12 protein-coding genes and 1 pseudogene are annotated in these 13,119 nt (G+C 40.8%); 7 read left to right on the top strand and 6 right to left on the bottom strand.

All coding sequences use genetic code 11. From position 1 onward, the window contains the following. Nucleotides 1-28 precede the first annotated feature (28 nt). The 3 genes from lolA1 to AC04NP_RS03940 form a co-directional block, all read right to left on the bottom strand. The gene (gene lolA1, locus AC04NP_RS03950) at nucleotides 29-673 is read right to left on the bottom strand and encodes an outer membrane lipoprotein periplasmic chaperone LolA1 (protein WP_482858153.1); all 645 of its coding nucleotides are present in this window, start codon (nucleotides 671-673) and stop codon (nucleotides 29-31) included. Between the two features lie 79 nt (nucleotides 674-752). Next, nucleotides 753-3,230 carry an FtsK/SpoIIIE family DNA translocase gene (locus tag AC04NP_RS03945; protein ID WP_482858152.1) on the bottom strand — a complete coding sequence of 826 codons (2,478 nt, stop codon included), beginning with the start codon at nucleotides 3,228-3,230 and terminating at the stop codon, nucleotides 753-755. A 131-nt stretch (nucleotides 3,231-3,361) separates the two neighbouring features. Further along, nucleotides 3,362-4,399, bottom strand: coding sequence for a quinone-dependent dihydroorotate dehydrogenase (locus AC04NP_RS03940; protein WP_482858151.1), 1,038 nt, complete (start codon nucleotides 4,397-4,399; stop codon nucleotides 3,362-3,364). Nucleotides 4,400-4,528: 129 nt separating this feature from the next. On the opposite strand from AC04NP_RS03940, the gene AC04NP_RS03935 reads away from it, so the two are divergent. Next, complete coding sequence (locus AC04NP_RS03935) at nucleotides 4,529-4,930, top strand: hypothetical protein (protein ID WP_482858150.1); 402 nt, start codon at nucleotides 4,529-4,531, stop codon at nucleotides 4,928-4,930. Here AC04NP_RS03935 and xerD read toward each other — a convergent pair. Beyond that, complete coding sequence (xerD, locus tag AC04NP_RS03930) at nucleotides 4,927-5,826, bottom strand: site-specific tyrosine recombinase XerD (protein WP_482858149.1); 900 nt, start codon at nucleotides 5,824-5,826, stop codon at nucleotides 4,927-4,929. The genes AC04NP_RS03935 and xerD overlap by 4 nt on opposite strands. A 44-nt stretch (nucleotides 5,827-5,870) precedes the next feature. Between xerD and aroQ the strand changes: the two genes are divergently transcribed. The 5 genes and pseudogenes from aroQ to AC04NP_RS03905 all read left to right on the top strand — a co-directional run bounded on the left by aroQ (nucleotide 5,871) and on the right by AC04NP_RS03905 (nucleotide 10,689). After that, nucleotides 5,871-6,293: a type II 3-dehydroquinate dehydratase gene (gene aroQ / locus AC04NP_RS03925; protein ID WP_482858148.1), complete on the top strand. Its 423-nt coding sequence runs from the start codon at nucleotides 5,871-5,873 to the stop codon at nucleotides 6,291-6,293. Between the two features lie 4 nt (nucleotides 6,294-6,297). Next, on the top strand, nucleotides 6,298-7,359 hold the full coding sequence (locus AC04NP_RS03920; RefSeq protein ID WP_482858146.1) for an aminotransferase class V-fold PLP-dependent enzyme: 1,062 nt from the start codon (nucleotides 6,298-6,300) through the stop codon (nucleotides 7,357-7,359). A gap of 193 nt (nucleotides 7,360-7,552) precedes the next feature. Further along, on the top strand, nucleotides 7,553-8,002 hold the full coding sequence (gene rnhA / locus AC04NP_RS03915; protein ID WP_482858144.1) for a ribonuclease HI: 450 nt from the start codon (nucleotides 7,553-7,555) through the stop codon (nucleotides 8,000-8,002). Between the two features lies 1 nt (nucleotide 8,003). Further along, a pseudogene (locus tag AC04NP_RS03910) lies at nucleotides 8,004-8,138 on the top strand (tRNA1(Val) (adenine(37)-N6)-methyltransferase); the annotation flags it as partial. A gap of 346 nt (nucleotides 8,139-8,484) precedes the next feature. Then, nucleotides 8,485-10,689 carry an ATP-binding protein gene (locus AC04NP_RS03905; protein WP_482858143.1) on the top strand — a complete coding sequence of 735 codons (2,205 nt, stop codon included), beginning with the start codon at nucleotides 8,485-8,487 and terminating at the stop codon, nucleotides 10,687-10,689. Nucleotides 10,690-10,804: 115 nt separating this feature from the next. Here the strand turns inward: AC04NP_RS03905 and AC04NP_RS03900 are convergent, their stop codons facing one another. Next, entirely contained in the window at nucleotides 10,805-11,113 is a 309-nt protein-coding gene (locus tag AC04NP_RS03900; RefSeq protein ID WP_482858141.1) for a PepSY-like domain-containing protein, read from the bottom strand. Between the two features lie 178 nt (nucleotides 11,114-11,291). Between AC04NP_RS03900 and AC04NP_RS03895 the strand changes: the two genes are divergently transcribed. Further along, nucleotides 11,292-11,462 carry a hypothetical protein gene (locus tag AC04NP_RS03895; RefSeq protein ID WP_482858140.1) on the top strand — a complete coding sequence of 57 codons (171 nt, stop codon included), beginning with the start codon at nucleotides 11,292-11,294 and terminating at the stop codon, nucleotides 11,460-11,462. Here the strand turns inward: AC04NP_RS03895 and AC04NP_RS03890 are convergent. Next, the gene (locus tag AC04NP_RS03890; RefSeq protein ID WP_482858139.1) at nucleotides 11,459-13,090 is read right to left on the bottom strand and encodes a SulP family inorganic anion transporter; all 1,632 of its coding nucleotides are present in this window, start codon (nucleotides 13,088-13,090) and stop codon (nucleotides 11,459-11,461) included. The two genes, AC04NP_RS03895 and AC04NP_RS03890, sit on opposite strands and share 4 nt — an antisense overlap. Between the last annotated feature and the right edge of the window lie 29 nt (nucleotides 13,091-13,119).

The following is a 13,119-nucleotide window of genomic DNA, read 5'->3' as shown; positions in this document are numbered from 1 at the left end:
TGACAGTAATAAAAACAGGCCCGATCGCCTATCTCAGGTCTATGATTTCAACCCCCGGATATTTTTTAGGATCAAATTTAAAATAGTCGCTGTTTACAGCATATTCCGGATCAAAAGATGTGATTGAATATTCGTATCTGTTCCCGTTTTTGTCAAACATTTTCCAACTTCTCAGCAGCTTGTCTTTTTGGTCAATAACCATTCTTATTTTAAAATACTGCAAGTTTTTATCTTCCGGAATAAGGTCTACAACATCATAGTTTTTGCCACTCATGCTTTGGGATTTGAGATATACATATTTATAACCGTCCTTGTAGGCGTTGTAAATAGTAGATGGATTAGTCTCTCCTTCCTCCGGGTCGTAGTTGTCAATATTTACTTCGTTTACCTCTTCGAGGTAAGTCCAAACCGTATTTCCGTTATTATAAATTTCCTGACCGGCCAATACCAGTTTGAACATTTCTCCCTTTACCGTAATTTCGCCATTAAACTTTTCGTCGATATTTTCTTCTTCATTTTCCAAATGTTGAGAAATTTTGGCTTTGAAGGACGGAATAGACTTGTATTTAGAACTCATTGCGTCCAATACTTTCTTAGCCTTGGTATCGTATTGTGCATTGGCCACACCTGCATATCCTACAAGCAACAATACAATCATCATTATTTTTTTCATTGTTCAGTACATTTATACATTTCCAGCTTAATCCGGAAAAAATTTATTTGACAGTTTAATTTACTATTTTTTTAATTGATTAATTACCATTACTGTTCATCTCATTCAATAACTGTTCCAAACTGTATTCATCGGGTATTAAGACTTCCCTGGCCTTGCTACCTTCGAAAGGGCCGACCACTCCTGCGGCTTCCAGTTGATCGATTAACCGGCCTGCCCTGTTATAGCCCAATTTAAGCTTTCTTTGTATCAAAGAGGTACTGCCCTGTTGGTGTAAAACAATTAATCTCGCCGCATCTTCAAAGAGGGTGTCCCGTTCCACAAGATCGATATCAGTAACTGAATCCCCACCTTCGTCACCCACAAATTCAGGCAGCAGATAAGCGGAGTCATATCCTCTTTGCTCACCTACAAAATCACATACGGCTTCAATTTCAGGGGTATCTATAAAAGCACACTGCAACCGTGTGATATCCGAACTTTGCGACAATAGCATATCTCCCTGTCCCACCAACTGCTCCGCACCACCAGTATCCAGAATAGTTCTGGAGTCCACCTTGGAGGTAACCCTGAACGACAGGCGGGCGGGAAAGTTCGCTTTGATCAAACCGGTTATCACATTCACAGAGGGTCTTTGCGTTGCTACCACCAAATGTATCCCAATAGCCCTGGCAAGCTGGGCGAGTCGGGCTATGGGTGTTTCCACTTCCTTGCCTGAAGTCATCATCAGATCTGACAATTCGTCGATAACCAGCACAATGTAAGGCAAAAACCGGTGGCCTTTCTCGGGGTTCAACCGGCGGTTGACGAACTTATTATTGTACTCCTTCAGGTTACGGCAACCGGCATCTTTTAAGAGATTGTATCGGTTATCCATTTCTATACACAGGGAATTTAAAGTATAGATAACCTTTTTTGTGTCCGTGATAATGGGTTCTTCACAATCCGGAAGTGTGGCGAGAAAATGTCTTTCTATTTTGTTGAAAAGGGTTAACTCTACTTTTTTCGGATCGACCAGTACAAACTTGAGTTGCGAAGGATGTTTCTTGTAAATCAGGGACGCCAGGATTACATTAAGGCCCACAGATTTACCCTGCCCGGTAGCCCCGGCCATTAAAAGGTGGGGCATTTTAGCCAGATCAGTTACAAACACTTCATTGGAAATTGTTTTTCCCAAAACTACCGGCAACTCTTTGTCGCTTTTTAAAAATTTGTCCGTTCTTAAAACTGAGCGGATAGAAACCATTTCCCGGTTTTTATTCGGAACCTCAATCCCAATGGTTCCCTTGCCGGGAATAGGGGCGATAATCCTGATACCGAGCGCTGCCAGACTTAAGGCAATGTCATCCTCCAGGTTTTTGATTTTGGAGATCTTGACACCTGCTTCAGGTACGATTTCATAAAGTGTGACCGTGGGGCCAATAGTCGCTTTAATCCTGGAAATCCCTATTTTAAAATTAGTGAGTGTATCCAGGATTTTTTCTTTGTTTTGCTCGAGTTCCTCCTTGGTTACCTGCACTTTCTCCGAGTTATATGCATTTAGCAGTTCCAGTGTAGGATACTGGTATTGTGGTAAATCGAGGGTGGGATCGTAGTTCTCCACCTTGTCAGCCAGCTTTTCATTGGTTACCTGCCGGTTGATCTGAAAATCAGGCTCCTGAACAGGCTCAGCCCCTGAACCCGGGAGTTTTTGGTCTGTTTTCGGCAAATCTACTTCAAACCTGGGTTTTCCATCACGGGGTGCCGCTTTATCATATACAAACGGTTCCAGGTCCAAATCCGTATCAGTAAGTTCCACCTCTTTACCTTTGATCTTTTTTTCATCAGAATCCCCGGTTTCAGCATACTCAGGTTCCCTATCCCTGTCTATTCCCGCTTCCCTGATGCTGCGGCCAATTTGATGGTCGAGGTCCCTGATTCCATCCTTAACCTTCATATCTAAACCGAGAATTGTGGTAATATTAAAAAAATAGATAATAAATATAATGAGCAGGAAGGCAAGCAACAGAAAGGTTCCCCAACCCATTAAATTATCCAGTATCACAGCAATTTCAAATCCTATTCCTCCTCCCAGAAAACTCCATTCACTGACACCCTCGGTGGTTTTCACCAGATACCCCAACAAGGTGCTCAGCCATAGCAGAAAAAATATGGCAAACCTCGATAATTTGAATATCGGAAGAATCTCCTTTCCAATAACTACTTTATAACCTATCAAAAACAAAATCGGCGAAATAAGAAACGATGCTATGCCAAACCACTTGAAGATAAAATAATGTGAAGCCAGTGCCCCGAGCAATTTAAACCAGTTTTCCGTTTCAACGCCTGAATTAATCAGGCCGGTTTCACCGATAGCCTCCACGACACTTTGATCTGCCTTGCCGGTAAATAAATAGGATATAAAGGAGACCAGCAGAAAGACGGACACCGAAAGTAACAAAAACCCAAAAGCAAGATGAAACCTTCTATCTGAAATAAAGCCAGGCTTCAGTTTTACGGACTTTTTTTGCTTTTTAGATTTTTTAAAAGTATTGGATTTATAGGTATTTTTGGCCATTTATCGCACTTCTGTTTACAAAACTAATGAAATCTGTGATATAAAATAAAGTATATGCCTGCTAATTCCCGGAATTACCTTCTGTGATATATGGCTAATGATTTACAACGTAATTGGGCGCAAATTCGAAGTTAACACTTATTGGCGAGCAAAAAAGTGTTTATTTTTTTTATAATAGCAGGTCCTTCATAGATAAAACCGGTATACACCTGAACCAAAGAGGCACCGGCCTCAAGCTTTTCCAGCGCATCCTGGCCGGAAAAAATACCTCCCACCGCAATAACCGGTATCGAGCCTTGTGATTTTTCATGAATATAGCCAATTACCTCTGTTGACCGGTCTTTGACCGGCTTTCCACTCAATCCTCCCATGCCAATCTTTTCAATCTCCACACTATCGGTAACGAGGCCATTTCTGGCGATGGTGGTGTTGGTCGCAATGATACCATCTATTTTTACTTCATTTACTATGTCAACGATATCATCCAACTGTTCATTATTCAAATCCGGAGCAATTTTCAATAAAACCGGTTTTGGCGAAGGCATATTACTGTTTTCCTCCATGATGGACCTCAGGAGCTGTTTGAGGGGTTCCTTCTCCTGTAATTCTCTTAAACCCGGGGTATTTGGAGAGCTTACATTAATTACAAAATAGTCTACTACAGGATAAAGGGACCGGTAACAAGTCAGATAATCACTGATAGCCATATCATTGGGGGTGGTTTTGTTTTTACCGATATTTCCGCCAACGATCACCTTGCTTTTCCGCTTTTTTAAGCGTCTGACAGCCATTTCCACCCCCTCATTGTTGAAGCCCATTCTATTGATCAATCCCATGTCTTCCGGTAACCTGAACAACCTGGGTTTTGGGTTGCCGGGTTGTGGTTTGGGTGTGAGGGTCCCGATTTCTATGAAGCCAAAACCCATGTCTGCTAATTCATCCACCCACCTGGCATCTTTGTCAAACCCGGCGGCAAGACCCACCGGATTAGGAAAGGTCAAACCAAAAACTTCTTTTTTTAGTTTCGGATCGTCAACGCACCAAATTTGCCTGGATATCCAACTGACTCCGGGGATTTTAAATAAAAACTTCACCAGCATTTGGGTAAAGTGATGAATTTTTTCCGGGTCAAAAAGAAAAAGTAAAGGCCTTAAAAGTGTTTTATACACGCTTTATAAAAGTTTGCTCAAAAATAGGAAAAATCAACACCAATTACGGCAACCAAATGTAATTATCGGGTGTCTGCTGGAAAAGTAACTTAACCTGTGGGTTTTATGAGGTACAAAATTAGTTTTTGCATGATGATGGTAATTGTGTTGTTTTACTTCACGTTTGCCTGTGAAGAAAATGATAAGGGTTGGAAAGCAGGTGAAAAGACACATCTAGCATTGAATGAGAACGCCAACCTCAAAAACACAAGATTCTCTATTAAATTCCAGGAACTTGTCGAGGATTCCCGGTGTCCTTCAGATGCAAATTGTGGGGATAAAGGGCGGGTTGAGGTGGCCGTTAGAACCATTGGTGACCTGTACATAACAGGTACATTTAACCTGGTTTTAAAGGAAGGCGAACCTGAAAAGTCTTCTGTAATCTTAGGCGACTTAAAAATTACCCTTCCGGATGTCTTGCCTTTTCCAAGCTCTCAGGTCACGCTGCCGGAAGAGGAGTATCAAATCGTCGTGCAGGCTGATAAAATCTAACTTCTCGGATGAAATTCCCGGATAATCTGTTTGAGGTAGTCCCTGTCGAGATGTGTATAAATTTCCGTTGTGGTAATAGACTCATGGCCCAGCATCTCCTGTACGGCCCTCAGATCAGCCCCCCCCTCAATCAGGTGGGTAGCAAAAGAATGGCGAAAAGTATGCGGGCTCACTTTCTTTTCCATGCCAAGTTTGCTCACCAAATCCCTGATTATCGTAAAAACCATGACCCTGCTCAGCTTCCGCCCCCTTCTGTTCAGGAAAATGAAATCTTCAAAGCCCTTTTGTACGGTTACATGACAACGGACCTCCTCCAGATAGACGGTCATATACTTCAAAGCATCGCTGCCAACAGGTACCAGACGTTCTTTGTTGCCTTTACCAAATACCCTGATAAATCCAATATCCCGGTAAAGGTTCGATATCCGCAGGTCAATTAACTCGGAAACCCGCAGCCCGGAACTGTAAAGCGTCTCCAGCATGGCCCTGTTCCTGGCCCCTTCAGGCGTGGAAAGGTCAATGGCATTCAAAATCTGCTCGATTTCATGATAACTGAGGGTATCGGGAAGTTTACGGCCCAATTTGGGGCCCTCAATAAAGGTGGTGGGGTCCTCATCGATGATTTCCTCGAGCAAAAGATATTTGTAAAATGCTTTAAGCCCTGAAAGGATGCGCCCCTGGCTGTGAGCCGACATGCCCATCTCATTGATGTATTCAATAAATTCCCTGATATTTGTATTGCTTACTGCATCGGGACCGAGACCGGAATTGGAGATTTCGAGAAACTGTTTTAGTTTTATAACATCATGAAGGTAGGCTTCTATGGAATTAGCTGACAACGAACGCTCCAGTTTTAGATAATGTTCAAATTGTTTAATACTATAATTCCATTCCATGATGATAAAATTAGCAAATTGCTTTAACATTTTAATGAAACGCTATGAAGATCCTTATTTTAAATGGCCCTAATCTGAATTTATTGGGGGTAAGGGAAAAAAGTATATACGGTGCGGATAGTTTCAATACTTTTTTTGAAAAAATCAGTCAAAAATACAGTGATATAGACCTTGCCTACTTTCAATCAAATATTGAGGGAGAGATAATAGATAAATTGCATGCTACAGGTTTTGACTATGACGGCATCATTCTAAATGCCGGTGGTTATACCCACACTTCCGTGGCTATTGCCGATGCCATAGCAGCTATCGACACACCCGTAATTGAAGTGCATATCTCCAATATTTATGCCCGCGAGGATTTTCGACACAAAAGCCTGTTAAGCAAAAATTGCGTTGGCATAATTTCAGGTCTTGGCCTGGATGGATATGAAACAGCTTTGTTGTATTTTGTAAACCAAAAATAAATGTATGCTTAACTTCTATCCAGGTCCCTCGCGGGTAAACGCCAAAATTCCAAAATATATGCTCGATGCTTACAGGGAGGGCGTGGTTAGTATCAATCACCGGAGTCCGGAATTTGTAGAAATATCCAAATTCTGTATCAAACTACTGAAAAAGAAACTAAACATACCGGGCGATTACAGCATTTTTTATACTTCATCAGCCACAGAAACCTGGGAAATTATTGCCCAGTCATTGATTAGAAAAAGTAGCTATCACATCTTTAATGGGGCATTCGGGCAAAGATGGTTTACCTACACCAAAAAGCTGCATCCTAAATCAACCGGGTATCACTTCCCTTTTGGCAACCTACTGCCAATCAGTGATATCAACGTTCCTGATCACGCTGAAGTCATCTGCATAACCCAAAACGAGACTTCCAACGCCACTCAGATCCCCAACCATTTAATCAGTAAAATCAGGGAAAAATACAATAACCAACTGATAGCGGTAGATGCCACCTCCTCTTTGGCAGGCATTAAGCTAAGTATTGACAATGCCGATGTATGGTTCGCTTCCGTACAAAAATGCTTTGGTCTTCCTGCCGGTTTGGGACTCATGATCTGCTCGCCAAAAGCCATCGAACACGCTAAAAACATCAATAGTCAAAAACACTATAACAGCCTGTTGGCCATGGTTGAAAAAATGGCTGCTTATCAAACCACGCACACGCCAAATGTTTTAAATATCTACCTGCTTAAACGTGTTATGAAAGCAGCTCCTAACGTAAATATTACCCATAAAAAAACACTGGAGCGATTCAACGACTGGATGGATTTTTTGTCAAAATTCGAAGCATTCGAGCTGTTGAACCCTAACCCGGAGGTTCAGTCACATACTGTAATAGGCATCAAGGGCAACCAAAAACTGATTGAAAAAGTACATCAAAACGCTAAACAGGCCGGAATTATTTTAGGACAAGGATATGGGGAATTAAAAGAAAGTACCATTAGAGTCGCCAATTTTCCCGCTATAAAAGAAAGGGAAATTAAAATTTGTCAAAAGTTCTTTAAACGAACCTTTGAATAATACCTTTGACAAGGTCTGTAGAAGGCTGGGATTTAGTGACCTTAAAATATTATTTAAGTATAATCCGGCTTCAGAAGATGCCATCGGAATTATTAATCCTGTCCTTCTCTCTTGATACTATATACAATATTCCTGTAATTTGAGAGTTGAAATGTATAACCAATCACTATTATATTAATCTAATTTTTTATCAATGATCACCATTTACACTGATGGAGCTTCACGGGGAAATCCAGGTCCCGGGGGGTACGGGGTGGTGTTAAAATATAAAAAACATCGCAAAGAATTATCCGCAGGCTTCAAAAAAACAACGAATAACAGAATGGAACTTCTGGCAGTGATTGTAGGTTTGGAGGCCCTGAAAGAAGAAAAGTTACCGGTTACGATCTATTCTGACTCCAAATACGTGGTGGATGCGGTAGATAAAGGCTGGTTGTGGAGCTGGGTTAAAAAGGATTTCAAAGACAAAAAAAATAAGGACCTATGGAAACGGTTTATTCCCGCCTATAAAAAACAAAAAGTAAAATTCAAATGGGTAAAAGGACATGCCGGTAATCCGGAAAATGAAAGGTGTGATGCACTGGCGGTGGCGGCTGCGCAAGGAAACCGGTTATTGGAAGACCGTGGGTTTACGCAAAATTAATATGCCTAACGATTATTTTCAATTCAAAAAATTCACTGTATGGCAAAACAAAACTGCCATGAAAGTTTGCACAGACTCATGCATTCTGGGGGCCTGGGTGAGTACTAAAGTGGCGAATCGAATACTTGATATCGGAACAAGGAAATTTTTACATCATGTTGCCGGAAAAAGAAAGTAAGCAATTAGAAAAAACAGCCGGAGACTGTCAATTGTTTGTCAATGAAAAATTGTTAATAAGGGATCGTGAAAGAAGTAATGTTTTAAGGGTAATTCTAAGAATTCAGCATGTAAAAGTCGAATCCTTCGAATGGCATCTTTTTATTAAAAGCCCAAATGGTGATTATAGTCCCGGATTTCAAAGATTATTACAACCCTACTATCTCAGTTTATGACATTTATCGGTTGTAAGTTTTGCTGCCAATTAACCTTCATTTATTATCTTGGCATTCCTAAATTTAATAATACAAGTACCTCATTATCATATGAATAGATTTTTTTCACTTGTTTGGGGCATACTGTTTTTTCCGATTCTGGTCTATGCCCAGCGGCTCAATAGCGTTAATCAGGTACTGCAAACCGCAACGGACACCACGAGGGTAAATGTACTGCAGGATATTGGGTATGCCGTCATGAGTAGTAAACCTGACTCCGCTATCAGGGTGTTTGAACAATCCTTGGCTTTGGCCAATAAACTCCGTTACGAACAGGGCATTGTAAATGCTTACGGTCTTATGGCCCGCGGTTACGAATACCTCAATGATAAGAAAAAGGTCGTCGATCATTATCAAATGGCCATAGAAGCCGCCGTAAAATTCAAATTGTTGGCCAGTCAGGGCACACAATACCTGGAACTGGGTAATTATTATGCCTATACCGATGATGCCACCCTGGCCCTTACCAGCTATAAAAATGCCCAAAAACTATTCATACAGGCAGATGATCAGCATCAGTTGATCAAGGCATATAAGAGAACAGGCATGTTATACAGTAACCAGGGTGAATATGTGGAGGCATTAAAAAACAATTTCAGAGCACTTGAAATAATAGAGTCTATGAATGATACCAGATCTCTATCTGATATCTACAATAGCATCGCTATTATTTACAAAAAACAAAAAAATATCAAGGATGCTTTGACCTATTACAACAGGTCGCTGGAAATAGCCAGAAGATTTGATAACCAAATTATGATCGCTGTAACCAATGCAAACATCGCATTGATTCACAAGGATAATCATCGACTGGATAGCGCCAGAACATTGTTAAAAGAGTCATTGAAGTTTTTCCTTACCACAGATTACTACTACTCGCATAGCCAGTTGTACCATAATTTAAGCGTAGTATATTTAAACGATAACCAGATAGACAGCGCCTTGTATTATTTGAACCAATCACAGGCATTGGCAGATAAATATAATTACCAGCGGGTTAAATGTAAAAATCATATTCAGTTTGCCAAGATATGTCAAAAGCAAGGCAAGCATGAAAGGGCCCTTTCTCACATTGATAAATCCATCGCCATAAGCAAAGCAATTTCCTCTACCGAGACTATTGAAGAGGCCCTGGGTATTAAACACGGCATCTATAACGATATGCGGGAACCCGCAAAAGCCTATCCGGCCCTTAAGGAATATCAAAAATACCATGACAGCCTGTTTAATAGCGCAAACTCCCGGCAAATTGGGATGTTGAAGACCACACTCCAGTTAAAGGAAAAAGAAAAAGAAGTGGCGCTACTTGAAAAAGAAAGACAAATTCAAATACTCAATGAGGACAAAAAACGTACTTTAAGTTATTTGCTAACTTCAGGATTGATTACCCTGGGGCTTGTAAGTCTCATTTTACTGATATCCAGGAACAATAAGGCCAAGGCCAACAGGCTTTTAAAACAACAATCTGTTGAAATCCGGTCAAAAAATGAAGAAATAGAAATGCAAAAGGTGGCTTTGATGGAAAAAAACAAGCACCTTGAGTCACTGAATGAAGACAAAAATGAGCTTATCGGCATGGTAGCCCATGATCTGAGAAGCCCGCTGAATCAAATTAAAGGTTTAATCAATATTCTGAAGATCACAGTCAAAACGGATATTAGCGGTAAAGAAATTATTGAAAAAATTGATGGCTCAACAGACAGGCTAAGAGTACTGGTCAATCGTACTTTGGACTTACAGGCTATCGAATCAAAAAAAATAAACTTAAACAAGGAAATTGTCGACCTGGCCGCCTTGGCCCAGTGTGTGGTAGATAACCAGCAGCAAGCGGCGGAAGAAAAACAAATCACCATATTCGATAAATTGGCTAAAAATTCCTGCTTCGTGAATGTCGATAGGAATTATACCATCCAAATTATTGAAAATTTATTGTGTAATGCGCTCAAATTCTCAAACAAGCAATCAAAGGTGGAGGTGCTGGTGTATCAGGAAGATAACAGGGCAAAACTGGAAATTATCGATGAAGGCCCCGGTTTAAGCGAAACGGATAAAAAAAAGCTGTTCATCCCTTACCAGCAGTTAAGTGCAAAACCAACTAATAAAGAAAAATCAACAGGTCTGGGGTTAGCTATTGTAAAAAAATATGCCAACGCTATGGGAGGTGAAGTTTTGTGTAAAAGTCAATTCGGCCACGGAGCCAAATTTATAGTGCTTTTTGAACTGGTGGAAGAACCGATGCCCACTTTACCTGTTTAAATGAAGATATGCTTTTGAATGACAAAGGTCAAAAATACAAATGAGGGGGAAAATGGCCTGTCAGCCATATTCTCCCTCACCTATTTAACATTTGTGCAGATTAAATATTTTATCCTTAACCTTCCTGCTCTTCTGCTTTGAGGAGGTTACCTTCAGGATCATAAGTCAATGCAATGGCCTTATCATCCCCTGTTACGTGAATCTCATAAAGTTTGGTACCACCTTCTTGCTGAGGGGCTACTTCATAAATTTTTCCAACGGTCCAGGCAGCATAATCGCTTTGTTCCATAGCAGTAGCTACCGCTTCAGGTAATTGTTCTTTGGTAATCTCGGTTTTACTTTCCTGAACTAAAACATTCGATTGCTCATGTGCATAGGCGTATGCAAAAAGCAACATGAATAATAACAAGAGTTTAGCTTTCATAACAGTTTTTATTTTGATTTTCATTTTGATTTGTCTTTAGATAAGCGAAAAATTGTACCAAAAAATAGAATTATCTATAATCAATTGATTATCATATATTTAAGCTCCATTCCAAACATTACTCTTTTAAAATTTGTGCGGAGAAAATTTACAAGTTGTAGAATAATTCTGCACTATTTTGCGTAAGGGGTGGGGTAAAAGTGGCAGGAAATCAGGGGGTTATGGATTGGTAATTGACAATGGACAATTGATAATTGACAATAGAGGGTTGGGGTGGGGTATTGAGATGGGGATATTGGGGTGGGGGTATTGGATGGAGGGGGTGATAGGGGGGTATGGGGGCTTTTAGTTTACTAGTTGCTTTTTGTTTTCAGGGCGGTTTAGGATGGTACGTTCAAACTCTTTGAATGGGTCTTTGGCCATGTCGCTTTCTTTGATATGGATGAGTTCCACTTTAATATTCTTGTAGGTGGCGCTTCTTCCGAAATCTTCGATAATTTCAATGACATCCTGATCGATATTTACCGATTTGGAGGCGTCAATGATCACTTCAGAATTTTCAGGTACGTGATTCAGGGTCTGCAAAATGGCGGCTTTATTTAAAAAGGTGACTTCCTGGGCCAACACGAACCGGATTGGCTCACCTTCTTTGTAATTTTCAGAATAGAAAAAATAAGGCTTTTTGTAATTATTTCTCAAGATATTAAAGATAGCTACTACCATACCTAATCCAATACCAAATAAAAGATCAGTGAAGACAATCCCTAAAATGGTGACAATAAAAGGCAAGAAATGGTTCCACCCCAGTTTATACATTTGTTTGAAAAGTGACGGCTTGGCAAGTTTGTAACCCACCATGAACAGGATAGCCGCCAAACTGGCCAGGGGAATCAGGTTCAGGACATATGGGATAGAAATGGCACAACCCAGCATAATAATCCCATGAAAAATGGCGGAAGCCTTGGTGCGGCCTCCTGATTGAATATTGGTGGAGCTTCGTACAATAACCTGGGTGATCGGCAGTCCCCCGATCAGGCCTGAAACTAAGTTGCCGATTCCCTGGGCTTTTAACTCGCGATTAGCCGGCGCCACACGCTTAAAAGGGTCTAACTTATCGGTTGCCTCCAGACAAAGCAACGTTTCAAGACTCGCAACCACCGCAATAACGAGAGCAGCCATATAAATTTGGGGATTGGTAACCTGGCTGAAATCCGGAAAGGAAAACTGTCCCAAAAAGCCAATGATATTTTCTGACACAGGGATATTGACCACCTGATCCTGATTCAATGAAAACTGCGGCATGGAAAGAAAAGTCAGATTTAAAAGTATACCGGTGATAACCACCATCAGGGGCCCCTGGACAATCTGAAAAATGCGCCACTTTTTGATAAAGGACTGTTCCCAGAGTATGAGAATCGCCATGGATATAACGGCGATAATGATAGCTCCCGGGCTGATAAACGCTAACATATAGTAAAGTTCGGATATTGTATTGTGCCCGTCAGGTTGTTTGAAAAACACATCACCTTCAAAATCCTTGTCATATCCAAACGCGTGCGGGATTTGTTTAAGGATTATAATAATACCAATGCCTGAAAGCATCCCTTTGATCACCGATGAAGGAAAATAATAGCCAATAATTCCTGCTTTGGCGATACCTAACAAAATTTGAATCACTCCCGCCAGCATGACCGACAGTAAAAATATATCAAAACCACCGAGGTCTTCTATGGTCGTCAACACGATTACGGCCAAACCTGCTGCTGGTCCACTGACTCCCAATTGTGATCCACTGAAGACACCTACAACGATACCTCCGACAATTCCTGCAATAATTCCTGAAAAAAGTGGTGCGCCGGATGCAAGCGCTATTCCCAGACATAAGGGAACAGCTACCAGAAAAACCACAATACTAGCAGGAAAATCGTATTTCAGATTGGGTAATACTCCGGCTTTTAGCCTTTTAGGTGACTCCATGTTATTAGGTTTTTGCTTTAGAAGCTTGT

The sequence above is a fragment of the Agaribacillus sp. DX54 genome, from assembly GCF_056858335.1.
Note: the sequence above shows the minus strand (reverse complement) of the source record. Positions and strands in the feature narration are given on the sequence as shown.

What these genes read in the sequence shown, in the direction of transcription:
- aroQ (WP_482858148.1), top strand. Translation starts at nt 5,871, where the DNA reads ATGAAGATCCTTATTTTAAATGGCCCTAATCTGAATTTATTGGGGGTA.
- AC04NP_RS03905 (WP_482858143.1), top strand. Translation starts at nt 8,485, where the DNA reads ATGAATAGATTTTTTTCACTTGTTTGGGGCATACTGTTTTTTCCGATT.
- xerD (WP_482858149.1), bottom strand. Translation starts at nt 5,826, where the DNA reads ATGGAATGGAATTATAGTATTAAACAATTTGAACATTATCTAAAACTG.
- lolA1 (WP_482858153.1), bottom strand. Translation starts at nt 673, where the DNA reads ATGAAAAAAATAATGATGATTGTATTGTTGCTTGTAGGATATGCAGGT.
- rnhA (WP_482858144.1), top strand. Translation starts at nt 7,553, where the DNA reads ATGATCACCATTTACACTGATGGAGCTTCACGGGGAAATCCAGGTCCC.
- AC04NP_RS03900 (WP_482858141.1), bottom strand. Translation starts at nt 11,113, where the DNA reads ATGAAAGCTAAACTCTTGTTATTATTCATGTTGCTTTTTGCATACGCC.
- AC04NP_RS03945 (WP_482858152.1), bottom strand. Translation starts at nt 3,230, where the DNA reads ATGGCCAAAAATACCTATAAATCCAATACTTTTAAAAAATCTAAAAAG.
- AC04NP_RS03890 (WP_482858139.1), bottom strand. Translation starts at nt 13,090, where the DNA reads ATGGAGTCACCTAAAAGGCTAAAAGCCGGAGTATTACCCAATCTGAAA.
- AC04NP_RS03920 (WP_482858146.1), top strand. Translation starts at nt 6,298, where the DNA reads ATGCTTAACTTCTATCCAGGTCCCTCGCGGGTAAACGCCAAAATTCCA.
- AC04NP_RS03935 (WP_482858150.1), top strand. Translation starts at nt 4,529, where the DNA reads ATGATGATGGTAATTGTGTTGTTTTACTTCACGTTTGCCTGTGAAGAA.